Source organism: Nostoc sp., from assembly GCF_054880495.1.
On sequence record NZ_JBTYKD010000199.1, the window covers coordinates 13287 to 39864 of the forward strand.

The 26578-nt window shown below is 40.3% G+C and carries 21 protein-coding genes and 1 pseudogene; 9 read left to right on the plus strand and 13 right to left on the minus strand.

Annotated features, from left to right (window positions below; translation table 11 throughout):
- The first annotated feature begins 122 nt into the window (after nucleotides 1-122).
- The 4 genes from ACYTXL_RS18830 to ACYTXL_RS18845 all read left to right on the plus strand — a co-directional run bounded on the left by ACYTXL_RS18830 (nucleotide 123) and on the right by ACYTXL_RS18845 (nucleotide 3161).
- Complete coding sequence (locus tag ACYTXL_RS18830; RefSeq protein WP_292801745.1) at nucleotides 123-488, plus strand: STAS domain-containing protein; 366 nt, start codon at nucleotides 123-125, stop codon at nucleotides 486-488.
- 580 nt (nucleotides 489-1068) lie between these two features.
- Nucleotides 1069-1548 carry a Mini-ribonuclease 3 gene (locus ACYTXL_RS18835; RefSeq protein WP_461926095.1) on the plus strand — a complete coding sequence of 160 codons (480 nt, stop codon included), beginning with the start codon at nucleotides 1069-1071 and terminating at the stop codon, nucleotides 1546-1548.
- 92 nt (nucleotides 1549-1640) lie between these two features.
- A complete protein-coding gene (rlmB, locus tag ACYTXL_RS18840; protein WP_461926078.1) occupies nucleotides 1641-2768 on the plus strand; it encodes a 23S rRNA (guanosine(2251)-2'-O)-methyltransferase RlmB in 1128 nt (375 codons plus the stop codon).
- Between the two features lie 90 nt (nucleotides 2769-2858).
- Entirely contained in the window at nucleotides 2859-3161 is a 303-nt protein-coding gene (locus ACYTXL_RS18845; RefSeq protein WP_461926079.1) for a DUF1816 domain-containing protein, read from the plus strand.
- A gap of 72 nt (nucleotides 3162-3233) precedes the next feature.
- Here ACYTXL_RS18845 and ACYTXL_RS18850 read toward each other — a convergent pair whose 3' ends face one another.
- From ACYTXL_RS18850 to ACYTXL_RS18875, 6 genes and pseudogenes are all read right to left on the minus strand, one after another.
- On the minus strand, nucleotides 3234-4085 hold the full coding sequence (locus tag ACYTXL_RS18850) for an alpha/beta fold hydrolase (protein WP_461926080.1): 852 nt from the start codon (nucleotides 4083-4085) through the stop codon (nucleotides 3234-3236).
- Between the two features lie 124 nt (nucleotides 4086-4209).
- Entirely contained in the window at nucleotides 4210-5322 is a 1113-nt protein-coding gene (locus ACYTXL_RS18855; RefSeq protein ID WP_461926081.1) for an IS630 family transposase, read from the minus strand.
- A 622-nt stretch (nucleotides 5323-5944) separates the two neighbouring features.
- On the minus strand, nucleotides 5945-6151 hold the full coding sequence (locus tag ACYTXL_RS18860; protein WP_334823159.1) for a phycobilisome linker polypeptide: 207 nt from the start codon (nucleotides 6149-6151) through the stop codon (nucleotides 5945-5947).
- Between the two features lie 223 nt (nucleotides 6152-6374).
- Nucleotides 6375-6863, minus strand: a complete 489-nt coding sequence (apcB, locus tag ACYTXL_RS18865) for an allophycocyanin subunit beta (RefSeq protein ID WP_292801661.1) — start codon at nucleotides 6861-6863, stop codon at nucleotides 6375-6377.
- 65 nt (nucleotides 6864-6928) lie between these two features.
- On the minus strand, nucleotides 6929-7414 hold the full coding sequence (gene apcA / locus ACYTXL_RS18870) for an allophycocyanin subunit alpha (protein ID WP_292801663.1): 486 nt from the start codon (nucleotides 7412-7414) through the stop codon (nucleotides 6929-6931).
- A gap of 469 nt (nucleotides 7415-7883) precedes the next feature.
- Nucleotides 7884-11174 (minus strand): annotated as a pseudogene (locus ACYTXL_RS18875) (phycobilisome rod-core linker polypeptide); the annotation flags it as partial.
- Between the two features lie 509 nt (nucleotides 11175-11683).
- Here ACYTXL_RS18875 and ACYTXL_RS18880 point away from each other — a divergent pair.
- Nucleotides 11684-12214 carry a hypothetical protein gene (locus ACYTXL_RS18880; protein ID WP_461926082.1) on the plus strand — a complete coding sequence of 177 codons (531 nt, stop codon included), beginning with the start codon at nucleotides 11684-11686 and terminating at the stop codon, nucleotides 12212-12214.
- Between the two features lie 28 nt (nucleotides 12215-12242).
- Nucleotides 12243-12884: a YdcF family protein gene (locus ACYTXL_RS18885; protein WP_461926083.1), complete on the plus strand. Its 642-nt coding sequence runs from the start codon at nucleotides 12243-12245 to the stop codon at nucleotides 12882-12884.
- A gap of 34 nt (nucleotides 12885-12918) precedes the next feature.
- Here ACYTXL_RS18885 and ACYTXL_RS18890 read toward each other — a convergent pair whose 3' ends face one another.
- On the minus strand, nucleotides 12919-13968 hold the full coding sequence (locus ACYTXL_RS18890) for a glucosamine inositolphosphorylceramide transferase family protein (protein ID WP_461926084.1): 1050 nt from the start codon (nucleotides 13966-13968) through the stop codon (nucleotides 12919-12921).
- On the opposite strand from ACYTXL_RS18890, the gene ACYTXL_RS18895 reads away from it, so the two are divergent.
- Nucleotides 13933-14565, plus strand: a complete 633-nt coding sequence (locus ACYTXL_RS18895; RefSeq protein WP_461926085.1) for a YdcF family protein — start codon at nucleotides 13933-13935, stop codon at nucleotides 14563-14565. The genes ACYTXL_RS18890 and ACYTXL_RS18895 overlap by 36 nt on opposite strands.
- On the opposite strand, the gene ACYTXL_RS18900 is transcribed toward ACYTXL_RS18895, so the two are convergent.
- From ACYTXL_RS18900 to ACYTXL_RS18925, 6 genes are all read right to left on the minus strand, one after another.
- Nucleotides 14500-15684, minus strand: a complete 1185-nt coding sequence (locus ACYTXL_RS18900) for a glycosyltransferase family 4 protein (RefSeq protein ID WP_461926086.1) — start codon at nucleotides 15682-15684, stop codon at nucleotides 14500-14502. The genes ACYTXL_RS18895 and ACYTXL_RS18900 overlap by 66 nt on opposite strands.
- 196 nt (nucleotides 15685-15880) lie before the next feature.
- The gene (locus ACYTXL_RS18905) at nucleotides 15881-16720 is read right to left on the minus strand and encodes a glycosyltransferase family 2 protein (protein WP_461926087.1); all 840 of its coding nucleotides are present in this window, start codon (nucleotides 16718-16720) and stop codon (nucleotides 15881-15883) included.
- Nucleotides 16721-16755: 35 nt separating this feature from the next.
- Nucleotides 16756-17895, minus strand: coding sequence for a glycosyltransferase (locus ACYTXL_RS18910; protein WP_461926088.1), 1140 nt, complete (start codon nucleotides 17893-17895; stop codon nucleotides 16756-16758).
- Between the two features lie 62 nt (nucleotides 17896-17957).
- On the minus strand, nucleotides 17958-19205 hold the full coding sequence (locus ACYTXL_RS18915; RefSeq protein ID WP_461926089.1) for a hypothetical protein: 1248 nt from the start codon (nucleotides 19203-19205) through the stop codon (nucleotides 17958-17960).
- Nucleotides 19206-19429: 224 nt separating this feature from the next.
- Nucleotides 19430-20914, minus strand: a complete 1485-nt coding sequence (locus ACYTXL_RS18920) for an oligosaccharide flippase family protein (protein WP_461926090.1) — start codon at nucleotides 20912-20914, stop codon at nucleotides 19430-19432.
- A gap of 74 nt (nucleotides 20915-20988) precedes the next feature.
- Nucleotides 20989-23202, minus strand: a complete 2214-nt coding sequence (locus ACYTXL_RS18925; RefSeq protein WP_461926091.1) for a GumC family protein — start codon at nucleotides 23200-23202, stop codon at nucleotides 20989-20991.
- Between the two features lie 757 nt (nucleotides 23203-23959).
- Between ACYTXL_RS18925 and ACYTXL_RS18930 the strand changes: the two genes are divergently transcribed.
- Complete coding sequence (locus ACYTXL_RS18930) at nucleotides 23960-25372, plus strand: sugar transferase (protein ID WP_461926092.1); 1413 nt, start codon at nucleotides 23960-23962, stop codon at nucleotides 25370-25372.
- 10 nt (nucleotides 25373-25382) lie between these two features.
- Nucleotides 25383-26399 carry a UDP-glucose 4-epimerase GalE gene (gene galE, locus ACYTXL_RS18935; protein ID WP_461926093.1) on the plus strand — a complete coding sequence of 339 codons (1017 nt, stop codon included), beginning with the start codon at nucleotides 25383-25385 and terminating at the stop codon, nucleotides 26397-26399.
- Nucleotides 26400-26578 lie beyond the last annotated feature (179 nt).

Genomic DNA, 26578 nt, shown 5'->3' on the forward strand with positions numbered 1-26578 from the left:
CTGCGCTATCGTCAATCCAAAATCTAAAATTGAATTGCCCAATGCCCTATTCCAGCAGATTGTAGACAATTTGCTCAAAAACCATCTATACTTGAGCGTTCACTTTCACTCATGAGGAGGGAATTATTGCTGAACCACTAAATCTAACCGTTAGCCTGAGGGGCACTCGTGAAGTCCGGGATAACTGTCAGCTATTCCGCCTCACAGGTTTGTTAGATGCCTTTTCTGAGCCGACATTTCGCAAGACACTTGGCAGCAAGATTGACGAGGGACCGAAGCATATTATTTTGGATCTCTCACAAATCGACTTTATTGATAGCTCTGGTTTGGGTGCTTTGGTGCAGCTAGCCAAGCAGGCTCAAACTGCTGAGGGTACTTTGCAAATTGTCACCAATGCCCGCGTCACTCAAACGGTCAAGCTTGTTCGCCTAGAGAAGTTTCTCTCCCTGCAAAAATCAGTTGAAGACGCTCTAGAAAACGTCAAGTAGTATTGATTGCTTGAACCGAGAGATCAATTCAGCTATCCAGATTCAACATCGGATAGCTTGATTTTTAAAACTTCTGGCAGAAAACCTCTCTCCTTGTGGGAGAGGCACAAAGCCAGTTTAGCTATTATATTTAAAGTTGAGTAATAACAAGGATATAGACACCCAGTTCTTGGGTATGGAAAAAGTTAGCTAGAATATTTGGATAAACAATCAACTCTGAAAAAGTTGTCAGAAATATAAAGCCAGCAGATTTATCTATAGGTTAACTTGACTTGATACTATATAATTAAAAATTGTCGCTTAGTAAGTAAGCATGGCAATTGGATCAAGCAACAGGGTGAGTTTGATGTGCAAATTTTACATTATCTTAGGCGCAGATTACAAGAAGTAGGCGAAATTTGGTTTATGGGTGTTGACATCAGGGTGATTTAAAATACCAAATCTCAATCAAAAAGAGGAAAGTAGTAAGTAGTTGTAATAGTGTTGATTATGCTAAGTATACTATTATGGCATACTTCAGAAAAATCAGTCTTTGCGAAGAATGCCTGCCAAATGTAGTCCGTCAAGGAATGATTTATTTGTGAAGTCAGAGGAGGAAGAGCTATTAGATGGACAAGATGAACAGGGCAAACAAAGTTTATCTTGGAATCAAGCACTTTTAGCAACCACAGCCCCATTCCAACAGATTTCCCTCTCCCAAGTGCAAAAAATTTCTCCTAGTGCTTTAGCATATTTGGGGGATGCAATTTATGAGTTGTATGTTAGAATCTTCTATCTGGTGCCATTGCAGCGGTCAGGAATTTACCATCGTCTGGTAGTGGAGCAGGTAAGAGCGGAAACCCAAGCGCTACATTTGCGATCGCTGATTCCTCATCTCAGGGATACCGAATTAGAAATTGTCCGACGGGGTAGAAACGCCGCTACAGGACGCCCTAAGCGACTTAATCCCGAAATTTATCAACAGGCAACTAGTCTAGAAACCTTAATTGGCTACTTATATCTCACCGATTACCAGCGTCTAACTGAACTGTTGCAAATACTTCATGTAGAAAAAGAGTGAGAACTCAATTTCACCATGGCCACAACAGTAGATTAGGCTCAATAAATTCAGGTAATCGGGATAATCAACCATACGCTATATCCATAACTAAAATGCAGAATAAACCAAGAAAAATCAAAACTTCTAGCGAACCCAATCGTGGACAACCCGTAAAAATTAAAGGTAAGCGTGTTGTTACTAATCCCACTCGCAATCCCAGAAGAATAGATAGCAACCCGATTTCTGTTGCTAATCCCACTCGCAATCCCAGAAAAATAGATAGCAATCCGATTTCTGTTGCTAATCCCACTCGCAATCCCAGAAAAATAGATAGCAACCCGATTTCTGTTGCTAATCCCACTCGCAATCCCAGGAAAATAGATAGCAACCCGATTTCTGGCAACTACCGAGAACGAAATAGCAACTTATCCCAGCCGTCTGTATCTACAGAATCGACGGAAGATAGCGATCTCATCTACGGTCGTTATCCCGTATTGAGTGCGTTGCAAAATCAGCGCAATCTTAACCGTCTCTGGATTACTACCCGTCTACGCTACGATCCCAGCTTTCACCATTTTCTGCTCCAAGCCAAGGAAAATGGCACAGTTATTGATGAAGTTGAACCCAAGCGCTTAGACCAGATCACCAACGGAGCCAATCATCAAGGTGTGGCGGCACAAATTGCTCCTTACGGCTACATCGAATTGGCGGATTTAATTGAGCAGTCCAAATCTGTAACTGATGCCGTAATTGTCGTGGCTGACGGAATCACCGATCCCCACAACTTGGGAGCAATTATTCGCACCGCCGAAGCAATCGGCGCTCAAGGATTGGTGATTCCTCAAAGAAGGGCATCTGGGATCACTTCCACTGTCATGAAAGTGGCAGCAGGCGCTTTAGAAAATTTTGCTGTATCTAGAGTTATCAACCTTGGTCGCGCTTTAGAAGAATTAAAAGAAGCTGGCTTTTGGATTTACGGCACGGCTGCAAGTGGCAGCGAGCCCGTGCATACAATCAATTTTACTGGCCCAATCGTTTTGGTAATCGGCTCAGAAGGCGAAGGTCTGAGTATGTTAACTCAACGTTCCTGTGATTTCTTAGTATCGATTCCTCTACAAGGTAAGACTCCCAGCCTCAATGCTTCGGTAGCGGCGGGTATGGCGCTTTATGAAATTTATCGCCAGCGATCGCTAAATACGCTGTACTTAGATAAAATACAAAAAATCTCTTTGAAAAAATAACAGTCAGTAAGAGAGTATAAAGAAATGTAAAAGATAATCAAGTAGCATATCCTTTAACACCCTGTAACACTTTATAAATCGGCGAAAACCATGAAAACCATTTGGCATAACCTCAAGGAAGTGTTGATTAACACATTTGACTACCTCGGCTTGGCTTGGTGGGTAGAGATTGTGACGCAGAATCCCCGGTGCACGTATTACTTCGGTCCATTTCTGAGTTCTTCTGATGCCAGATTGTCAAGCATTGGATATATAGAAGATTTGGAAACCGAAGGAGCGCAGGGAATTGCTGTGCATGTCAAGCGCTGCAAACCTAATACCTTAACAATCGCTGAAGACTTGGGGGAAAGATTTGACCGCAAAGTACAGCCTGCCTTTGGCGGTCAAATGTAAATTAGGCAAGAGTCAAGATAATTCGTAATTTTGAATTACGAATTATCTTCTTGGGAGTCAAAAACCTTTGGATTATTGACTCCCAATTACCTGTGGATGTTCTTCTAGCCAATGGTCAATATCATTCAGCACCAGCTGGGGAACTTCCCACGGGAAAAGATGGGCGGTGTTGGGATAGCACTGCCACTGAGAATTTTGGAGATGTTGAGCAGTTTCTAAGCTGGAATTAGATGTGATGTGGCGGTCTTGTTCACCCGCAAGTACTAGACTAGGACATTGTATTTGTGGCAAATCTGGAAGTCGGTTGTATCCCGATTCAATTGCACTATAGAGGGCGCGAGTAGCAGCACCAGAGGTTTGCAAATAAGCTGGTACTGCAACGCTTGCGATGTAGTTGTAACTGGTAGATGTATGTTGTTGGATTAGGTAGCGGAAAAGCGATCGCTTGCTAAAAGTTTCAATATTCCATTGCCAACCCGGTTTTATATAGTTTAGTAGGCCAGCAACGCCAGTATATAAATTATCTTGCCAAGTGATGGCCGGATGACTGCCACGGGGTTTTGCAGCTGTCGCCACCAAAATCAGCCCAGTAACGCGCTTTGGCAAACGTAATGCCAGTTCCATTGCCAGAATGCCCCCAAGTGACCATCCCAATACTAGGCACTTTTCAATTTCAAAGCGGTCTAGCAGCGCTTCTAAATCAGTCAAATGGTCATTCATATCAAAATTTCCATTACAGCGACTTTTGCCGTATCCACGTAAGTCAGGGGTAAAAGTTTGATAACGTTTTGATAAATGATTGGTAAAGACAGAAAGACTACGACCAGTACCAGGATGACCATGTAAGCCCAAAATGGGGAATCCTTGACCTTGGATGTAGACATTTAGACGTGTAGCAGTAGTATGATTATGGCGATCGCTCATTAGTCACCGTTCTGAATTAGACTTAAAAACACAAATTTCCTCAGGATTACGCCGATTACACAATATCGCCGCAACCTGGAAACTACTCCACTCAAATTCTCTTTCTTTGTAAGCTGTCGGACATTTAACTTGCAATAACAGCATTACCCTTATTCTTGATTTTTCTGCCCCACTTAATAATTAGTTCACCATCGTTTAATAATCTGTCTAGTAATTCTTGCAAATCCGGTACTGATTTAAATAGGCGATGTGCTATGTATTCTTTCACTGAATGCCAAACTAATTCAGCTAAATTAAAATCTGGACTATAGGGAGGTAAAAAATAAAGTTGTATATTTGGCATTTCTTGTTCTATTTTTTTTAGAATATCTTTCTTTTTATGGTAGCTAGCATTATCTAGTACAATGAGTATTCTTACTTCAGATGATGTAAACTTATCTTCTACATTTCCTTGATTAATCCACTCATTTTTTACAAAAATATGTAGTTTTTTAATTTGTTCATAAAAGCTTGTTGAGTTACCTTTATCGATGAAATAACACATTCTTTTTTTATCATGATATCGAACACCTCCCATGACGTTTACTTTTCCTCTACTTCGTTGTCCAGTGACTTTTTTTCTACTACCTCTTTTCACCCAACTTCTACGCCTAATTACCCTCATACTGAATCCACTTTCATCCCAAAACCAGATTTGTAGTTGATCTGGACTAGCTTTTGACGCTTCTAAGTATCCTTCTAACTTTTCTTTAAACGCCTTCCTATTTTTGGGATCTTGTTTGTCCTCCAGGGTATATTTTGCCCAGAGGTAAGCGTACTTTTTTTGCTCTAATATTCTCCTTACTTGCTTACCTGATAGCTCAATTCCTGTTTGTTCTGCCATGTATGTTGCTAATCCTTCACCTGACCATCTTCCAAATTCATATCCTAGTTCTGATAGTTCCTTTTCAAGTACATCTAGCAGTAACTCTACATATAATTCTGTGACTTTACGATGATTACCTTGTTCTCGCTTATCTTTTAAACTTTCTAGGTTATCTGCGTCTCCATGAACACACCAATATGCTACGCTTCGGTATGCACAACCTAAAAAAGTGCTGATCTCTTGGTACGTCTTACCATCATTCATCAACAACAGGATTAATGCTCGCTCTCGTAGGTACTTGTTCGCACTTTCTCTGACGGCTTGTTGTAAATTTTCTTGTTGACCCGGTGTGAGAAAACCTCTAGCTGGCATGGCAGTAAATGCAATACTTATCCAATTTCCATTTTATGCAAATTAAAGGTATAGCAGCTTAATATTTAAAAACACATAAGATAGCTATATTTAAAAAAATTCCTATGCCTAAAATACCTTTTCTTTTCCGTCCATGAAAGGAGTTTAGCAAAAGTCCCAATAGCCAATTAACTATGCTAAATCCCAGCAGTAGTAACAACCCCTCTATCTTCCATGTTCCGTAAAAAAAGTAGCTGCTTAAGAGGAGAAAGTAGTTTCGCCATTTATTAGGCAGTAACCAGTACGTGCCAAAAATGATAATCAAGAAGATGGCATATGTAAAACTATTAAATAACATATAACTTTATAAGAGGGGACTTATGAGCATTGTTGTACCAGTATTACAGGCAATAAACCGATTGCTGTGGATCTAGTACGAATGCCTAAGGGATACCTGAAGCTCAAGGCAGTTGGGCGCTACCTTCTGAGTCAATTGCCTATTTTGCAATTATATGCTCGCGGATATAATAACAACTTCTAGCTGATAGACGATTGCTTTTCAATAGTAGTATCAATTCTTAACAAAAAAGAGGTCTTTGCTGACCTCTTACCAATTCCCTAAAATAATTTTCTATTTCCAGAATTACAACAAGCCAGTATTAGCACCTTGCTTACCAGTTGCCAGTTCCACCTTGATGATTTTGCCGCCTGCTTTTTGAATGCGTTGCTGTTCGCGGAACCAGTTCTCATAGGGAACTAGCTTAGTGAAATAAGTATTTTGCAGTTCGCGTTGGGTACGAATTCGGGTTTGGCTGGGAACTAGAGCAGTAATTTTAAACAAACGGGACATATTCTGAAAATCTCCTGTATACTTTGTGAAAACTTTTTTTATCTCAAAATCTTGAGTGCAAATCTTTTAATCATTCAAAGGCTGGAAATCAAACATCAATACTAGACCACCAACACTCATCACTGATAATTTACCAAGATAAGCAATATAACGTTCTAGCACTCACGGTTGATTTCCAGACCTTAATAAAGCCGCACCTAAATTCTTAAGCGCAAACTAGCTCTTAGCTTAAGCCAGAAGAGATATAGTCTAAGTAAACACCCATTTCCTTACCAGCGTCAGAACCAACTAAACTAGCGGTTACTTGTTTAATTGCTTGGATAGCTTGCACAGTAGCACCAACGGGAACACCTAAGGAGTTGTAGGTTTCCTTCAAGCCATTTAGTACACGCTCATCAAGGATGGAAGGATCGCCAGCTAACATAGCGTAGGTAGCATAGCGGAGGTAGTAGTCCAAGTCACGGATGCAAGCAGCATAACGGCGGGTAGTATACATATTGCCGCCAGGACGGGTGATGTCAGAGTATAGCAAAGATTTTGCTACAGCTTCTTTGACGATCGCAGCAGCGTTGGCGCTGATGGTGCTAGCAGCACGTACCCGCAGTTCGCCAGTGGAGAAATAGCTTTTTAGCTTCTCTAAAGCAGAAGAGTCGAGGTACTTACCTTGAACGTCTGCGGAGTTAATGACAGCGGTAATTGCGTCTTGAGCCATGTTGTTAATTCCTTATTTCCAACCGTATTGCAATACTTCTGTTTCAGTAGGTAAACAGTTTCACCCTACAGTAGGGCGCCAACTAGGTAGTCGAAGTAGTTACCAGCTTCAGCAGCGTCTTCGCCAGACAGCAAGGTAGCAGAGACATTCTTCAACCCACGGATACCTTCAGCAACACCATCGATAGGAGTTCCCAAGGACTTGTACAGTTCACGGGCACCGATAACACCAATTTCTTCAATAGGTGTAACATCACCAGCAACGATACCGTAGGTAACGAGGCGGAGGTAGTAATCGAGGTCACGCAGACAAGTAGCAGTCAATTCTTGACCGTAAGCGTTCCCACCAGGAGATACAACATCAGGACGCTTTTGGAACAGTTGATCGCCAGCTTGCTTAACTAGCCGTTCCCGGTTTTCTGACAAAACTTGAGCAATCCGTACACGGCGCTCACCACTTGCAACAAAGGATTTGATCCGATCTAACTCACCAGGGCTGAGATAGCGGGCTTCTGCATCAGCATTCACGATAGCTTTCGTGACGATACTCATTAATGGATTCCTCCAGTACGAATGAAACCAGGATTTGATTAAACTGGTGCGACTTTAAATTTGGTTTACTGAGTTTGTTTTCTCGTCTTTTTAGACACAACAGTTTCATCACTGCTACGGCTAATAAATAACGAGTTTGCCTGAGTCAACATAAGTAGACAAGCTTTAAAACTCAATTACCTTCCGCAAAACATTTTCCGGTATTCTGTTGAGCATTTATGACTGTTCTTAACACTTTGTAATATTGCTTTTCAGAATTCACTGTTTTAGCTGCAATCTGAGAGCGGTATTACGAAAGGTTACGAATGGGGCATTGGGCACTTGTACTGAGCGTTCGCGTAGCGTCTCGTAGAGAAGCCGTTGGCGCAGCCTCTCGTAGAGAAGTATTGGGCATTGGGAAGAGAATTAAGTCCCTAAGCCCCCAGTACCCAATCCCTACTCCCTAATCAACCGCGACACTACCGAGCTAGTTACCTGCCATCAGTGATGGGAAGCGGTTGTAAGGCACAACATCCTCACCGAAGTAGCGGCTATATTCTGGACTTTCGAGTATTGCTTCTACAGCAGCTGACAAACCGCTATCGCTCAACAGCTGGTTATACTGGCGAATTTCTTCCTGAGTTGCGGGTGTACGCCCTAACAAGTGACGGAAGAGGAACTCAATCACCTTGGCATGAGGATAAGGTGATAAGAAGCGCTGGCGATAGATTTCGGAACTGGCTAGTTCACGCACAAACTCCCGGATGGAAATTTCACCATTCTGGAGTTTGCTGTCTAGGTCAGGACGGCGGAAATTATCAGGCACTTCCTCGCTAAATACATCCAACACTTGACGGTAAATGGCGTTGATTGCCTGTTGTGTTTCAACTTGGTTGGTGCTTTCCGTGAGACGATAAATACGTGCATGTTTACGTACACCCAGTTCCACAGATTGGCCGCTACCATCGTTGTAGGAACGACCTAGTTCAGCAAATGAGCGCTGGCTCTGGTTTAGACCATTTGCTTGCGCTGCTATATCTGCGATCGCCTGCGTCGAAAGCGGTGTATCGTTACTAAATCCGACGCGCGGTTGCACTGGCTTAAAGCTCGGTACAACTACCTCATCGTTTTGCTTAGTAAGCTGGTTGTACAGCTTCTCGGTATTCGGGAAGTTTGCCGCAGGTAGGGTCGGGAAGCGACGGAAAGGCACCGTATCTTCACCAAACACTTGGTTATATTCCACACTTTCTACCAGGGCACTAATAAAGGCACGAATACCTTGAGTAGCCAAAATCTGGTTATACTTGCGGATTTCGGCTTGGTCTAATGGCGCACGTCCCAGGAAGTGTTTAGTTCCCAACTCAATCACTTTGGTATTGGGGTAGGGTGTGTAGAACTCTTTCAGGTAGAGGTTAGAGTAACCCAAACCTTCAATAAATTCCTTGACACTGATTTCGCCATTCCCCAGCTTACTTTCCCACGCCGTAAATTCATTTTTGGCGATGTAGGGTGCAATATCCCGTTCAAAAATCTGACGATATGCAGCGCTAATCAAAGTTTGGACTGCAACTTTGTCACTGATATTGGATACCAGCTTGAAGATTTTGGTTTGTTCCCGTTGCTTGCTGACACCTTGGTTAATGCGGAACTGAATATCTGGTTCTGAGCGGTTTTCTGTGACTGTACCCAGTGTCACAAAGCTCGGCGTTACTTCCTTCTGGACTTTCGCGGCAACATCATCACGAATGCTACCAACGCGCAATTGTCGCCCTGATACACCACCAGGAGTCAGATACCGTTCGTAAGGAATCGTATCTTCACCAAATGCTTCGTTGTATTCTACGCTGTTAATAATGGCATCAACCACGGCGTAAAAGCCCTGTTTTGAAGCGATGTCAAAGTATTTGTTGATTTCTTGACGCCCATAGGTTGGACGACCCAACAAGCGGCGGTGAATATACTCGATCGCTTTACAAACATACAGCGATGTCCAGTACAGATTGCGGAATACATCCGACTTAGCCAAAGAGCGGATAAACTCCCGCACAGAGATGTCGCCGTTTTCCAGCTTGATTTCCAATACCTTCGGGCGCTGACCTTCGTAGAGATCCCGACCGAAAACTTGCAAATAAGCAGCTCTAATCACTGCTTGCGTGGAGCTTTCGGAGAATCTGACGCTAGAACCTTTAGCAGCCTTTTTACCAATGGTACCAGGCAGTTGATCTAACTTGAACACCTTGGGGCCAAGAGTACCAGGAGCTTCACCCCGCGCCTTGGGATTGCTATTTTGGTTATTAATCCCTGCTCCTTGGTGAATTAGGATGCGTTTGGTATCCTTGCCAAAAGGAGCCGGACGGGTGCTGGGGTTGCGAGTTTCTTTCGGGAAAATCGCCCCAAACTGAATTTCCAAGGGGTCATTTCCAGAACCGTAAGGATGTTGGTCTGGTAGGGGTTGCTCGTAAGCAGCAAATGTGGTAATAAACTGAGGTATCTTGCGGAAAGGCGCACTGTAGTTAAACAGGTCTTGCTGCGGTCCCCAGTTGCGACATTCTTGTGCTTCTTGACCCAGACCCCGGAGGTAGGGCACTGTCTCTTCGCCAAAATAGTCGCCATATTCAGCAGAATCTACTAAGGCATCTACCAAGGCTGGTAGACCACCGTTAGAAATAATCGAAAAGTATTTTTGTACTTCTTCGCGGCTACTTGGCCCCCGTCCTAGAATATGACGGAAAGCTAGTTCGATGACTCGGCTGTTAATAAAAGGCTGGTAAAACTGTTTTTGGTAAAGGGGAGATTTAGTTAGACGACGGACAAACTCCTTCATAGAGATGTCGCCATTCTTCACCTTGGATTCTAGGTCAGATATCGACAAACTATAAGCACGGGTAATATCACGCTCAAAGATTTGCCGATATGCAGCCTTGATTACCTCATTTTTTTCGCTAGCTGATAACCCAGTTTTCATCACAAACTTGGGACGTCGTTCTGCGGCATTGAAGTAAATTTGCGGCAGTTGCAACCCCTGCTGGTCGCTAGAGGGGCGTTGACGCACTTTATTTGAAGGTGTGGCTGCTTTGAATTCTGTTAACAAAACATCCATGTACTGAGACACAATCTCTGTAGCCTCAGCATCGTTGCGGAAAAAGGAAAGTGACCCGATTTTGATTTCCTGCAAAGCTACTAGCGTTGCTTCACCAGAGCAGGCATTTTCAATTATTTCCCGCAAACCCCGTGTATTCACCGCTATGATGTTGGGGTCGCCAGCAACGATCGCATAAGTGGCGTAACGCAAGAACCAGGATAAATCCCGCAAGCTCTTGGCCATGTTGCTCGGACCATAACGAGCAATGTTAATTGGTCTGAAACCTGGGGGTATCGGGCCGCTGGGAGATGAGTTAAAGATTGAGCGTAAATTTTCTAGAAACCCACCACGACTTTCAACGTAGGTTATAGTTCCTAGTTGCATCCCTTGCTGAACATTAGCACCAGCACTAACAGGTACTATTTCTATTTCTCTGGGCTTTTCTAAAAAAGCCATTGGCGAACCACCGACAAAAATCCGGTTGGCAGCGCGAGATACGATAATCTCGGCATTATCCGTCAGCGTCTGGGAAATTTCTAGACGCTTTGCACCAGATGCAAAATAGCTTGCCAGTTCATTTAATTCACCATTTCCCAAAAAGCGGTCTTGCTGATCCGCTTGGGTAATTGTGGCTACAGTTAGGGTTTGATATAGTTGCGGACGCGCAACTGAGCTTCCACCACTCGCCTTAACACTCATCGGCTTTGTAAAACTCCCATCATAATCGTTTATATGTTAAGTCTGGGTCGTTTTGAGGCTTGACACATCGGTGTGTCTATGCTTTATGAACTTGAAAGTACTGCCTGCAAAAGTGCCAGTAAATTAACCCAGTTAGCTTTTAGATTAGAACGTTTTGCGTTCTCAAAGCTGGTTTATTAAGAAGTGTGTATAACCTCGATCTCGAATGTATCCAGTCTTAAAATGCATACCTCGGTTTGCTTGAGATAAAATATAAGTTTTGTAACTAAGTAGGAGGTTGAGAACTCTGTCCCGATTTCTTTTTTTCCATCCCGTCATCTGCTCTTGATAAATTTAATTTCTCCCCGCCTCTCCTGCTTCCTAGTCACTGGACAGTGGTCATTAGACGATGTTAAGTTATTTTTAATACTAATAAATTTATACTCACAACTGATACCGGGCTGGAAGTAATTCTTAATTGGTGCTGGTTTAATCTCTAAATATCAGTATTTACATAGAGGGAAAATACTATGGACAAAAGTTGTAAATTTAACTATTTATTCAATGTTACCCTGTGTGCGATCGCAGTTATTTTGGCTGTGACTCCGGCAAATGCGCTTCCAGGGCAAAATATCAACAGCGTTGTGAAATGGGCAAAAACCAAACCTCAATTACCAACTGTGAGATACAACAGCGAAGCCCACGGCTACGAGGGTACAAAGGGAAATTTATACTTTTATGCTAATGTCACTTCTGAAAATGGGACAGTGAGTAAAGAAGGCATAACCGTTAGTGGTGATAAACGCCTCAAATTCACCACAAAAAATGCCAAAGCAGTAAAATTGTTACAAAATATTTATAATTCTAATATTGCCAATGACTTCCAGAAGTCTCGATATATCACCAAAGTTGGACGTGACCAATTTTATAGTGGGCAAAAGTTTGCTTACATCACTGCTGAGGTACAGGGTGGGTCAGCATTCCAGATAATTCCCTTGAATAAGTTGCAGGGATTTATAGATAATGCCAAATATTGTCAAACCAATCAATGCGACATTTAATTAAGCTTGTTTTGAAATTTGACATTTTATGATGAAGGGGCGACGTAAATTTCTCGGCTTGATTCCTGGTTTCGTAGTAGCTAACAGTAGCAACATACTTTTGAGTTTAAATACCCAAAAAATATTGGTAATGCTCGTTTTGGCGATCGCCTTTTTCTTCGCTAGTATTATTCCTGTAAGAATAGCTGTTGCACTCCATCAAGCCCCAATACCCCAGGCTATTTTAGTCTTGGGGGGTGCTTCCGAAAGAATGGAGTTTGCTGCCCGATTTTGGCGATCGCACACTAATGTAGATATTTGGGTTTCTGATTATGCTAGGAATCTGGATGTTAATCGCCGTATTTTCCAACAGTTTGACGTTCCGAATCAGCGGTTGCACTTAGATGGTAGAGCAACGGATACTGTAACCAATTTTACGACTTTGGTAGAAGATTTTGTCAGGCAGAAGTTACAGCATATTTATCTAATTACATCCGATTATCACATGAAGAGGGCAAGAGCGATCGCGGCGATCGTTCTCGGTAGTCACGGAATTGCAGTTACACCTGTGGAGGTTCCTTCGCAAGGAGACAAGTCAGAAACCTTGGTGCGGATATTGCGAGATTGTGGGCGATCAATTTTGTGGGTTGTGACTGGGAGGACGGGAGCTAGTTTTAATCCGCGAATGTGAGTGAACCTGTTAAAAAGCATATTAATATCAGGATTTAAGCTCGACCATCTACACAAGCGATCCATTTTCCCTCATGGATCAAATGAGCGTCGATGTGGTGCATACCACTACTATTCCAACCATAATTACTCGGTTTCAACACTAAATTTTGTTCAATTTGTCTTTCTTGATAACTTGTAGTCGTTAACTCGGTAATCTCAAATGCTCTTACCTGAGTACCATAAGCTGGCTGACAGTCTTGGGCAAAACGAAAAATCTGATCGTTCATCACCAAAACTCTACCGGCTGGTCTAGCTATGTGTGCATTGTTACTGACAATTGGACTCTTTGGGTGTTCCAACCAAGAACCGAGCAAATCCTCTGCATAGTAAAGACGCAGGGTGTCATGTTTGTGATCAGCATTAGTTTCAGCAAACATCCACCATTTGTCAGCGTAACGGAAAATAGAGGAATCTACAAAAAATCCATCATTAAGGAGATTGCCAACGAAACTCCATTCTGTGGGAAAATTTAATGCTTTGTAAAGTCGGATCGAGTTTGCTTGATAACTTTCTGGAATCAAGTAATATTCATTATTCCATTCAAAAACGTATGGATAAGATAAGTGAAATGGTTCGGCAATTACAATCTGTTCATATTTCCAATTAGTTCCATCTTCACTCGTTGCAAGTCCAATTTCCCCTCGACGTGTACCGTTATTTAAAACCTCAAAAAACATAAACCAGGTTTGATCAACTTTAATCATAAAGGGGTCTGCAACAAATGCGGCTCTAACATCAGATACATCTTGGTGAGTCAATACTGGATTTTTTACATTTGTAGGTGCAGTTAAATTAAAAGGAGAACCACCAAAATAAATCCCAATAGACCACGTATTTCTATTAATTAAGCTACTTATTAATAGTAATTGATTAGCTATGGGCTTAGGAAGGCTATTAACCAATTTATAGTACGGCTTTCTAATGATTTTTTTTAGTAATTTCATTGTAAATGATAATATAAACAACAAGGAGGTTTTGTTAGAGAAGAAACTAAGAAGGCGATTTGAATGAAAAACCGTAAACATGGTTTGCGAAAAAACCATTCTCAAGAAAAGTTGCGTTTTTACTTCAAGCGCAAACAAGGACAGTTAACCTTAGTTTTAATTGCTTTACTAATTTTGATTAGTATTATTCCTGTTAGGCTAGCGGTTGCACTCCATCTAGCCCCAATTCCGCAGGCAATTTTTGTGTTAGGGAGTGATAGCGAACGGATGGAATTTGCTGGTCGCTTTTGGCAATCTCACAAAAATTTGGATATTTGGGTTTCTGATTATGCTTGGTACTTAGAAATTAATCGCCGTATTTTTCAGCGGTTTAATATTCCAGAGCGACAATTACATTTGGATGGTAGAGCCACAGATACTGTAACTAATTTTACGACTTTGGTAGAAGATTTTGTTGCCCAAAAGTTCAACCATATTTACTTGATTACGTCGGATTATCACATGAGTAGAGCAAAAGCGATCGCATCAATAGTTTTGGGAAGTCGCGGGATTATTATCACCCCACTTGTAGTACCTTCAAGAGGATTTGAATTTGAATCCTGGGTACACATTTTACGAGATTGCGTTCGCTCAGTAATTTGGATTGCTACTGGTCGAACTGGTGCCAGCTTTAACCCCCAAATTAAATCGAACTAATTTATTTGATTTTTCGTTGAGTATGTTCTCATATACTATTTTGGTTTCATTTATCATCCGCTCAATTGTAAATTCTTGATCAAATTTTAATTTACCTGCTTCACCCATTTGCAGACGAAGAGAAGGAGACTCAATCAGAGTTTGTAATGCGTTAGCCAGTGCATTTATATCTTTAGGCGGTACTAATAAGCCTGTTTTTCCATTTTCAACTTCTTCGGGAATACCATTGACGTTAGTTGCAACAACTGGCAAGCCCGCACGCATCCCTTCTAAAATGCTGATAGGCAAGCCTTCATAATGTGAGCTAAGGATAAAAATTTGCGATTGCGCTAATAAATCGGGTACATCTGTGCGATCGCCTAGAAAAGAAACCTGCTTTGCAATTCCCAACGATTGCGCTAAAGCTTTACATGACTCTAGGAATGGACCGCTACCAACTAGGTCAAGATGAATCGAGGGGTTTTGCAGTTGAGCGAGCGATCGAAGTACAGTTGGTTGGTCTTTTGGTTCTTGAAATCGTGCTACCATAATTAGCCGAGGTGGCTGTTGTGAAGAATCCGCAATGCACAGAGGAATATTCGCAATGCCATTATGAATGACGTGGAGTGAATTTTTATTGCCAACACCAAACTTTAGGGCTTGCTGACGACCGCTTTCAGAGACACAAATTAGCTTCGCAGACAGTGGTGACAATAATTTTTCAGCTATCAGCGCCACGGTTCGTTGAAATGGAGCCGTTCCCTGAGTAAAACCCCAACCATGTGCCGTAAAGATAACAGGTGTCTTGGATATGCATCCAGCAATACGTCCTATAACACCAGCTTTACTGCTATGTGCATGAATGATATCAGGTTTAATTTTATTAATCAATGAAATACATTCTTTGATAGCGAGAAATTCACCTGAGAATTTAATATCACGACTTAAGTTAGAAATTAAATGTATAGCAACATCTAAATCACTAACAAATTCTGTTAGTAAACCTAATTGACTAGTTGCCAGGTGGATTTCATAGTCTTTGCGAAAATTTTCGATTAAATCATAAACATTTTTTTGAGCACCACCAAGCTCTGATTTTGTAATGATATAGAGTATGACAGGTTTTTGGGAATATTTCATACACAGCAACCTCACATGAGTTACAAAATTGTGACAAAGAATATTAACGTAAGTTGCTAGTTAGTACCCAATAATCGTATCAATTAGATAGATACAAAAATCGGATTTTTGTGTATCTATAAATACTAATTCTTAAGACTTATTAAGACTTTTTACTTAAAAATAGGCGTTTTTTGATAACTAGCAATTTGGGTTATTAATTAGATTTGCTATATTCTAGAGTTTTTTCTTTTGAGCCGGCTAGAAAACGGCGCACAAAGGACTTTAGTTGATTCGGTGCATATAAATATGCCTGCCGTCCTATAGGATAAATGCCCATCCACAATGGCAAATTCAGTTCCCGAATGGCTTGCCATTGTACACCAGCTAACTGTTTTTGACGCTGGGAATATTGAAAATTTTGATGCCAAAAACTTTTTGGGTAAACCCAATGTGTACCTAAAGTTTCGGGAATACTTGCCAAAAGCCAACCATGTTTGGCAAATGTAATCCACAACCGTAACTCTTCTGAATCCTCCACATCAGGATATCCTCCCGCTTGTAACCAAGCTTGTTTCTTGAAAGCGACTAGTGTATGAGCAAAAGGTATGCATTTTGCCATTGTCTTTATAAGTTGGTCATGCTCAGTTGCAGGCATTTTGACATAACGTTCTTTTCGATTCTCGTCTTCTAGGATGTAATTACATCCAACAACACCAACTTCTGGATGAGCATCCAAAAATTCTACCTGGAGGCGGAGCCGCTCTGGGTAACTAATATCATCAAAATCTTGGTTAGCTATATATTCTCCTTGCGCCTTTTCAATAGCATAGTTCAGAACCTTCGCACGACCTAAGTGTCCAGAAGTAAAAATCTTGACTCGACTATCTTTTTGTGCAACTTTTGCCAACATTTCAGGAGTTGCATCTGTCGAACCATCATCTACAATAATCCATTCAAAATCACTGTATGTCTGATTCAAAATGCTGGGAATTGCTCTATCAAAATATGGTTCTCCGTTATAGACTGTGGTGACAACTGAAAGTTTTTTCAACATAGAAAATATTCCCAAATTAGTAATGAAAATTTACCCTAAATAGAAGCTGCAATCTGATGTTGTTCTAGTAGGTTGCAATACAAATGCTCCCATTGTGTAACAACTTCTTCTGTGCTGTAGTTAGCAAGAACAAATTCTCTCCCTTTTTGCCCCATTTGTAATCGTTCTACTTCTGGGATTGCCATCATTTTTGACATTACTTCGGCTAGTACTTGAGGATTTTTTGATGGTACTAAAAATCCACTTTCGCCATCCAATATTGTCTCTCTTGTACCACCAACATCTGTAGAAACAATTGGTAGTTGTGTTGCTGCTGCTTCTAATAAAACTATTGGCATTCCTTCTAAAGCAGAAGACATTAAATATGCATCAGCGGCATTCATTAATGCCACTACATCGCTACGAGCGCCTAAAAATATGACATTTGACTCGATTTGTAGTTCTTTTACTAATTCTTCAATGTCTGACTTGAGTTTTCCTATCCCAACAATAATTAATAAAGCATTTGGGTTTTGCTTTAAGGCAATCGTAAATGCCTTGATTGTGGTGGGATAATCTTTCACTGCATCTAAGCGTCCAACTGCCAACCATATAAATTTATCTCCAAGTCCTAATTTAGAACGAATATTACTTCTTAATTCTGAGTCAAACTTAAATTTATTTGTATTCACAAAGTTAGGAATAAATCTTGCTTTTCCTTTGGAAACCAGTCCTATCTGAATATAACGTTCTAATCCAGCTTTACTTATACAAATTGTCAAATCACAAAGAAAGTCCGTAAATCTGTAAGCAATTCCTCGCCAACGCGCACCATTACTTTCATCTACGTTATGCGCTGTAGAGATAATAACTGGAACCCTTGTAAAAAGTCGGACGATTCTGGCTAACAAATTTGCATGTAACATATGAGAATGTATGATGTGAGGTTGCCAGTCATTTATCAGGTGTATTAATTTTGGGATTACCCTGGGTTCTGGAACGCCTGGTGACATATTAAGAGTCGCAATATCAAATCCGTGAGACTGAGCTTCTAATCCCATAATTCCAAGAGGTACCATTGACACAATCTTAACTTGATGACCTCTGTTAATAAGATTAGAAGCCAATGCGATTACTTGTTGATCTGCTCCCCCTAGACCTAAGCTAGTAGAGAATATTATAATTTTCAATTTCATCTGTTATTTTCCTCAGCTTTATACAGATTGAATGCAATCAAAACCTTTACTAAAAAATACAGTTAGATATATGGTATTAATGGAGATTTTCTTGCCTGAACTAATTGTTTTGAGTAGTCTAATATGCTTGTGGTTGTTATAATTAATATGAGAGTTGAAGGTAGCCTCCATCTTTCAGCACCTCCTGCATTTTTAGTCACGGAGCCAAAAGCAAGGGCAACAAAAAAGAATGAAAGTAATAATAATTTTATCCTTTTATTGCTTTTAAAAAGTTTCCAGCCTTTTTTTAGTGCTTGAAAGCATAGTAAAAATAGAATTAATGCCTGTAGTGAACTACCAGCTGCAAATGCAGTATGGACATCCCAAGGCATTGGTGAAAACATGAAATAGAAACCTTGAAGAGGTGAATACCAAATCCAATCAAAAGGAGTTCTGGGGTAAACACCCTGAAGGTAGGCAGAATTCCCTTCTTCTCTCATTTCTAAATAACCTAAGGCGCTTTCTGTAGATTCAAATATCATCCCACTATTATTTCCTTGAGATAATTGCTGATATATACCAACTGTCGCAAAAGTGATTAACAGTGTCAGGATAATAGAAATAAAATATACAATTGGACGTATGTACGGTGAGATTTTTAATTTTTGCACCTGAGTTAAGAATGCTAGTGATGCAATCGGTATGAAATAGGCTATGTAATGTATTCTTAGATAACAACTAAAAAAGACCCCTATGCATGTATAAACTTGTACTAATAAATTGTTGCGAGCTTTTGGATAACTAATTATTGCAAGCAAACCAGATATGCCACATAGAACTGCTAAGACACTAGGTGCAGATCGTCCAAGCTCAATGTTGTAACGCAACCAAGTTGGCCAGAATATAACAAGCGCTACCTGTAACTCACTGAGTTTTTTCCCGAAGATAATTTGGTTAATCCATACCAATGGAGCAATAGCAGCTACACCTAAAGTTGCATTGAAAGTTCTTATGACCCAAAGTCCAGACTCTCCAAAAGCATTGAATATCCAGCCTGGATAAAGAATATTATAGAAGGGAACGTGTGGTTGAATATAGCTCAAGAGATCAGTACTTACAGCCTGACTAAATGTTTCTAAGGAGGGCAAGTAGTCCACGATATCACCATCCCCCAAGAAATGTGTCTGCTCCTGAATAAAAATCAAAAATACCCTGACTATAAATCCTAGAATGAGGATAAATAAATACTTTTTGAAAAAAGCATTTATCCAAATAAATAGTAAAAGTGCAATTATTGCAATTAATATAACAGAAAATAAATTGGAAGCCATTTACTGTTGTTTCCTTATATATAATTTTGCAAAGATATTTATTTACGGATTAAGCATTAAAAATTAAAACTTTAATCTAGATAAAATTAAAAAGCAGCTTTCGTAAATATCTGAAAGAAATTGATGCAGTATCATTTTGCTAATTTTTATAATATACTGTTAACAATCAACTAACCTAAACTAGATAACTTTTTTTACTTCAATAATGAATATTTATTTTTTAACTATTTTTTTGAAAAAAGTAATGAAATATTGGTTTTTATATTCTGCGTATCAACAAACCATTTATTCAAAGCTATAATCTGTATAATTTCCATAAATAGTAGTACATAAAAATGCTTAATAAGGGAACAACTAATAATAGTAAAAATACAAAATAATGTTAAGGGAATCTTATACCATCTACACCATATTTTTGGACTTATGCCTAGCTTATTCATTGCTAAGAATATTGCAGACAAAACACACAAAAATCCCGCATTACCTAGAACTGCTCCTATTAATCCAAACATATTTGAAAAAATTAAAATTAACAGAATAGAAAGTAGACTGCTGAATAAGTGAATTACGAGACTCTCTACAACTGCATTCACACTGAACAAAACGTAATATCCTACTGCATACAATGAATGGAATATCTCAATAATAGTAAGGATTCGGAATGCCAAAATATATTCACTAGTAACTACATCTCCAAGCATTACATGCATAAGAAACGGTGCCAGTGTAAAAAATACAGTTCCTAGTCCTAATGCAATTAGTGTATTAATTTCAACTGCTTGCTTAATCTGTTGTTGCAGCTTACTTTTATCTTTATCTAGTATTGTTCTTATCTTGCTGAGAGCAGGAAGTAAAGGCTGCACAGGTAAATCTGATAATCGACTAATCACTGTTGTGAGATCGGTAATTGTTGCATAAACCCCCAATACTTTAGAACCTAATAAAGCTCCTACAATTAGGCGATCGCCTCTGGCAAAAATCATTCCCCCTAACGAGGTTAGCCACGTCATCAAACTATATCGAGCTATTGCTAATCCTCTTTTTTGGTTCCAGTTTACGTGCAGTTTTATGTTATGGGTTAAAGTTCGGAATACCCAGACATGACTTAATAAAATTGCTATAGCTGCTACAGCTTGCCACTGCATGAGGGCGATTGTCCGTCCTCCTAGCCAAGTCACTATTAACATTCCGAAAGAAAGCAATAGCGATTCAATTGTATTGAATAAATTTGTCAAATCATAACGTTGATAGGCTTGTTCCACACCAATCAAAACCCTTTGAAGCAATCTTGCCCACACTACTAACCCACCAATCTGTAAAGCATGTTGAAGTGTTAGTTGTTGAACTTGCCCTAATTTAGGAAATAAACTAACAATTAGTTCAGCACCAAATAATAGAGCAATAGCGGCAAGGGTTGCAAATATCAGCATCCCCCCAAAAGTTACAGTCAATGTCTCTGAAAGAGAATTGGATAAATTATCGGCATCTTCTTTATCTATGTCCTGTGAGACAAATACTGTAGTTGCGACAGAAAGACCTGCCTCGGCTAAATTAACCACTTGCACTACCGCATAAGCCAGTGTCCACAAACCATATTCCTCAATTCCCAGCATCTTAATTAGTATGGGAATTGTGAGTACAGCTAGTCCGATTCGGACTACTCCCCCCACTGTGTTGTAGAAACCATTCTTTAGTAAGCTATTTTTCACTAAAAATATTTTCGTTGGATAAATTACTTTTTCTGAACATAGAGAATAAATTGCTTAAAAATTGGACTAAAAGGTTAGGAAAATCTTATATTAGGCAACTTCACTTTATCCTTGCTATTCCGTAGCTTGCCGCCGTAGGCATCGCTACTATTTTTGTCGTAATAGCCCTTCTTGCTGTAGTAGATATAACCACTATCAGCAGTAACTCCATTCACCACCATTCCCAAAACATGCGATCGCGCTTGCTCAAGCATCATCTTCGTACTCTTAGCAACAGCAGAGTCAAGCACTCCAGGACGTACAACCAGCAATACCCCATCTGCCATCTTGCCTAGCATCAGTCCATCACCAAACACACTCAAGGCAGGAGTATCAATAATGACACAATCATAATCTTTGGCTGCCTCTTGAATTAACAAAGCCATGCGCTGTGAGTCTAGCAATGCTGCCGGATTAGGTGGAATTGTTCCAACGGTTAGCACATCTAAGTTAACCATTACTTCTTGGGTAGTGCGGGAAAACTCTGCTTGACTGACTAAAACATTACTTAGTCCTAGCAAGTTGGGTAATTTCCAGATTTGTTGTTGGCAGGAGTGACGCATATCCGCATCTACCAACAGCACTTTACGTCCCATACGTGCATTAGCTACTGCCAGCTTAGATGCCACAAATGACCTACCTTCACCTGGACTTGAACTAACCACAGCAATTACTTTTAGGGGTTTATCAAAAACGGTAAAATCCAAGTTGGTCTGAAGCATCTCAAACGCTGAATTTCCTGCCGAGTAAGGATTGTCTCTCATTGACAGTTCTAATAAAGACTCTGCCTCACCACCTTTAGATTTTTGACCTAAGTGAGGAATTGTACCGAGCAACGGATAATTAAATAGCTTTTGAGCTTGCTCAATAGTTTTCAGGGATTGATCCATAGCTTCCAATATTAAAGCTATCCCCACACCTAATAAAATTCCCAAAAATCCACCCAGCGCAAGGTAGAGTATAATTTTGTCAGGTGCTTTGTTAGGAAGTAAAGCCATAGATACCACCTGTGCATTACCGACATTTTGATTGACAACGACATCCACTTCTTGCGATCGCTTCAGCAGTTCTTCATAAGTTCCTCGTGCTACTTGCAACTGTCGCTCTAGCTGTTGCTGGTTTTGTTGCAATTGGGGTAAGACACCCAACCGTTTTTGCGACATTGTGTATGCATCCTGCAAAACCTTAATTCGATTGGCTAATGCCAAACGTTCCACATCGGACTGTACCAACTGAGCAGTCAGAGTCTGCTTGAGTTCCCCCATCTGTAAATTTTGCGTTGGTACAGATTTTTCGCTGCCCGCGTTTTCCGTAACTCGCATTGCTAACTGTTTTTTGAGAGCTGCTGCTTTTGCCATCAAATTAACGATCGCTGGATGTTCATTTGTATAGCGAGTCTGTGCCACCGCTAACTCGTTTTCCACTTTCTGATATTCTGTTAGCACCTCCTGCACAGCTTTTGATTGACTTAAATTGCCCATATCCACAGCTTGCAGCGAATTCAATTTCAATTGACGTTGCAGAAGTTGTGAGCGAGTTTCGGCATCTACCAAGTTGGACTGAACTTGAGTTATCTGACCACATAACTCATTGAGCCTTTCTACACCTGTGGTAGCTTCTTGGTCTAAGGCAACTACCTTGTTTTCTTCTTTAAACTTACGCAAAGCTGTCTCTGCTCTAACTACCCTTGCCTCTACATCAGGCAATTGGTTACTCAAAAATCTCTTTGCAACCCTTGCCTGGGCTTGATTAACGCTAATATTATTTGCCAGGTAATATTTCATCACCGAATTCACAACAGCTGCGGCTTCTTTTGGATCGCCACTGCGGTAAGAAATCGCCAAAATATCTGTACCTCGGATACTTTTAGCCTTGAGTTTTTTGAGAAACTCATCTATTTTTAGAGGTGTTCCTTTCTTATCTGTCAGGCTTAGGCTAGTAATGGTTTTGTTAACTATTGGATTGGAGCGAATTATCTCTGCTTCTGTATCCAATGGGCTGCTTAGTTGAGTCACACCGTTTAACTCTCCAACTTGTGCCGAGGGACTTGTCAGTGAAGAAACACGGTCAGTTTTACTGAAAAGCAACTTACCTTCTGCTTCATAACTTGGTTTTTGTCTGATGGCAATTAAAGCTGAGAGTCCAAAAATAGAGGCAGTCACCGCAGCTATGACTAGCCAACGCCTTTTCAGAATCAGCGAGTATTGTTGCAAATCTAGGGAGTTTTGGTCTTCTTGGTTAGGAGGCATGGAATATGTTGCGAATACCTGAAATACTTACTAATTTTGCTCCTCAACTTTGGTAGTCCAAGATAGTAATTTGGACATACTTAGGTTTAATTATTTACAAAACTAAATATAGATAAAATACCAGACCTATCTGTAATTTTCTCAGATCGCTTTCCTTTTTATTACATCTTTTCTTATCCCAGAAATATTATCTAAATGTCAACGTACTTTTGATATTCTTTATTAAAGTTTTAAATTCCTTTAATACCAAATGTATGTGAATATACTGTACCTTCAGCAATGATAATCCTTAATATGAAGTTGATAACAGCATTTTATCAATTAAAATACTTGATATGAAGTTGATCACAGCGTTTTATCAGATAAAATAAATTTTTTGCTATTACTTTATCACTTTGTAAATATGTACTTTCAAAGTAAATTTACTGTAATGATTTAAATTTAAAGTTTATAGAGACTACATTCATGGCATTATGCAAATGTCAAAGCAAGAACTTTAAATCTATCGTGTGAGTCGGATAGCCAACGCAAGTAAAATATGTTTTCTATAGACATACTATGCAAAGGCACTGACAATTTCCCTCCCAGCTTCTAATACTCAATACCCAATTGCTTTGAAAAACAGAGCATTAGAAAAATTTCTCATTTCTCTATGCTTTGACACAATACGGCTAGTTTTTAGTATTACCATCTTTGAATTTATTGCTGGTTTTAAGGAAGAAATAACTACCAGGATACTGAAAAATAATCAAAATCAATGACTCTTACAAGTTATGTTAGTTACCCTGCCAATCCTAGGTTGCCAAATATAGTCCGCAGCCTACCAATATTGCTCTTGTTAGGGGATATTTTTGGCTTGCTCATTTGTTTAGCGATCGCACAATGGTTGCGTTTAGATCAACCCTTACATTGGGTCAATCCATTGCTTTATGAATTTGTTTGCATGATACTTGCAGCATTTTATTTAGCAGATGCTTACTATCCAGAACGGCAAATTGCAGGTTTGAGAGCGCCGGCTCGAATTATTGTTTGTAACATTGCGATCGCATTCTTTATTTCTGCGCTCATTTACTTGTCAGGTATTGCCCAACATAATCCGGTATCCTGGCGGAGTGTCTTTCTACCTAGCTTGGGAATCTTTACCATTTGGGCGGTAATATTGCGCTTGGTGACAGTGAAATTAGTGCGATCGCACGAAGAGAAAAGTCGTTGGTTGATACTAGGAGCAGGGGATAATGCCATTAAATTTACACAAAAATTGCTGGGACTTAATCCTTTAGGAAAGTTGACTGTTCTAGCGGAGGAAAATCAAAAAATCATAGACTTACCAAAAAGCAATGTGAGTTATCAGGGAAATCTGAGCGATTTGTCGCAATGGAGTCAAAAATCCTGGTCTGGAGTCATAGTTACAACACAGATAAATTTTTCCACATCTGAAGCACAACAGTTAATGCAGATGCGCTTGCGAGGTATTCCGGTTTACACATTGCCGGATGTTTACGAAACATTTTGGTATAAACTACCTTCATCGCTGCTACAAGATAAATGGTTGGCTTTTAGCGATGGTTTTAACCTAATGCCTGGTTACTTCAGTAAGAAGCTGAAGCGAGTTGTCGATATCATATTGATACTATTTTTACTAGTATTAGTTGCACCACTTCTGTTGTTGGTTGCATTGCTAATTAGATTAGATAGTCCGGGGCCAGTATTGTATAGTCAGCAGCGAAGTGGGTTGTACGGTAAACCATTTAGAGTTTATAAATTTCGCTCCATGTATCAGGATGCAGAGAAGTTGGGGGCGCAGTGGGCTAGTCAACACGATTCACGGATCACCAGAGTCGGATACTGGCTACGTTTGTTGCGTATTGACGAATTACCCCAAATATGGAACGTCTTACAGGGTGAAATGAGTCTGATTGGGCCTCGTCCAGAACGACCAGAATTTGATGTCAAACTCAAAGAAGCGATTCCCTACTATGAAGTACGCTATTTGGTAAAACCGGGAATTACAGGCTGGGCACAGGTTATGTATCCCTATGGAGCATCTATTGAAGATGCTTATGAAAAGCTTTCTTACGATCTGTATTACATCAAGAATTATTCCATTTGGTTGGATTTAGCGATCGCCTTCAAAACCATTCGAGTTGTTTTATTAGGTAAAGGTAGATAAGGAAAAAGAAATGAAAAAGAAAATATTGGTAACTGGCGGTGCTGGTTACATTGGCTCCCATGTAGTTCGTCAACTGGGGGAAGTTGGTTATGATGTCGTGGTCTACGACAACTGTTCTACAAGTTCATCAGCATCCGTACTACACGGGAAACTAATTATTGGCGATTTAGTAGACACTGAGCATCTTTATCAAGTTTTTGCCCAGCATGAATTCAGCGCCGTCTTACACTTTGCCGCTAGTCTGATTGTTCCAGAATCAGTAGTTCATCCCCTCGACTACTACGCAAATAACACCCGCAACACCTTAAATTTGCTGCACTGCTGTAGCGTTATGGGTGTTAACAATCTCATTTTTTCCAGCACAGCCGCAGTGTACGGAGAAGTGGAACAAAATCCTGTTATTGAGTCGCATCCCACACAGCCCATTAATCCTTACGGACGTTCAAAGTTGATGAGTGAATGGGTGATCCAGGACTATGCAGCAGCATCTTCACTAAGATACGTAATTCTACGTTACTTTAATGTAGCAGGTTCTGAACCAACTGGACTATTGGGGCAAATGTCACCGAATGCTACTCACTTGATTCGGGCTGCTTGTGATGCGGCACTCAAGCGCAAGCCGGAAGTACGAATTTTTGGTACTGATTTTCCCACACCTGATGGAACTGCAATCCGAGACTATATCCACGTCGAGGATTTGGCGACTGCTCACTTAGATGCTTTGGATTACTTAGAAAAAAGAGGGGAAAGCCAAATTTTTAACTGCGGTTACGGGCAAGGATACAGCGTGCGACAAGTTATTGAAAGAGTCAAGGCTATTTCTGGTGTAGATTTTCCGGTTATTTCCGCACCACGTCGTCCGGGCGATCCTGCCTGTGTTGCGGCTTGTGCTGATAAAATTCGTAGGGTTTTGGGTTGGCAACCAAAGCACAATGATTTAGACGAGATTATCGACACAACCATCACTTGGGAAAAACAGAGGAGTAATTTGGTAAGGCAGAGGCATCTAAATATGGCATATACATAATTAAAACTGTCACACCTAATTAACGTTGTACCTGTAATTTACATAGGCATTATCAGTAAAGAAAGGCACGCAATCACTAACGTTGTAGGCGGCGGACAGTTCAACATCTGACTCAAAACCTTTTTCAATCAACTCTTTACCCGAACTGCATTTTTTCAAGTACCCCAGTAAATCCTGCC

What these genes read in the sequence shown, in the direction of transcription:
- ACYTXL_RS18900 (WP_461926086.1), bottom strand. Translation starts at nt 15,684, where the DNA reads ATGAAATATTCCCAAAAACCTGTCATACTCTATATCATTACAAAATCA.
- ACYTXL_RS18860 (WP_334823159.1), bottom strand. Translation starts at nt 6,151, where the DNA reads ATGTCCCGTTTGTTTAAAATTACTGCTCTAGTTCCCAGCCAAACCCGA.
- ACYTXL_RS18915 (WP_461926089.1), bottom strand. Translation starts at nt 19,205, where the DNA reads ATGGCTTCCAATTTATTTTCTGTTATATTAATTGCAATAATTGCACTT.
- ACYTXL_RS18880 (WP_461926082.1), top strand. Translation starts at nt 11,684, where the DNA reads ATGGACAAAAGTTGTAAATTTAACTATTTATTCAATGTTACCCTGTGT.
- ACYTXL_RS18845 (WP_461926079.1), top strand. Translation starts at nt 2,859, where the DNA reads ATGAAAACCATTTGGCATAACCTCAAGGAAGTGTTGATTAACACATTT.
- ACYTXL_RS18925 (WP_461926091.1), bottom strand. Translation starts at nt 23,202, where the DNA reads ATGCCTCCTAACCAAGAAGACCAAAACTCCCTAGATTTGCAACAATAC.
- ACYTXL_RS18930 (WP_461926092.1), top strand. Translation starts at nt 23,960, where the DNA reads ATGACTCTTACAAGTTATGTTAGTTACCCTGCCAATCCTAGGTTGCCA.
- ACYTXL_RS18895 (WP_461926085.1), top strand. Translation starts at nt 13,933, where the DNA reads ATGAAAAACCGTAAACATGGTTTGCGAAAAAACCATTCTCAAGAAAAG.
- ACYTXL_RS18885 (WP_461926083.1), top strand. Translation starts at nt 12,243, where the DNA reads ATGATGAAGGGGCGACGTAAATTTCTCGGCTTGATTCCTGGTTTCGTA.
- ACYTXL_RS18850 (WP_461926080.1), bottom strand. Translation starts at nt 4,085, where the DNA reads ATGAGCGATCGCCATAATCATACTACTGCTACACGTCTAAATGTCTAC.
- apcB (WP_292801661.1), bottom strand. Translation starts at nt 6,863, where the DNA reads ATGGCTCAAGACGCAATTACCGCTGTCATTAACTCCGCAGACGTTCAA.
- ACYTXL_RS18910 (WP_461926088.1), bottom strand. Translation starts at nt 17,895, where the DNA reads ATGAAATTGAAAATTATAATATTCTCTACTAGCTTAGGTCTAGGGGGA.
- rlmB (WP_461926078.1), top strand. Translation starts at nt 1,641, where the DNA reads ATGCAGAATAAACCAAGAAAAATCAAAACTTCTAGCGAACCCAATCGT.
- galE (WP_461926093.1), top strand. Translation starts at nt 25,383, where the DNA reads ATGAAAAAGAAAATATTGGTAACTGGCGGTGCTGGTTACATTGGCTCC.
- ACYTXL_RS18855 (WP_461926081.1), bottom strand. Translation starts at nt 5,322, where the DNA reads ATGCCAGCTAGAGGTTTTCTCACACCGGGTCAACAAGAAAATTTACAA.
- apcA (WP_292801663.1), bottom strand. Translation starts at nt 7,414, where the DNA reads ATGAGTATCGTCACGAAAGCTATCGTGAATGCTGATGCAGAAGCCCGC.
- ACYTXL_RS18905 (WP_461926087.1), bottom strand. Translation starts at nt 16,720, where the DNA reads ATGTTGAAAAAACTTTCAGTTGTCACCACAGTCTATAACGGAGAACCA.
- ACYTXL_RS18890 (WP_461926084.1), bottom strand. Translation starts at nt 13,968, where the DNA reads ATGGTTTTTTCGCAAACCATGTTTACGGTTTTTCATTCAAATCGCCTT.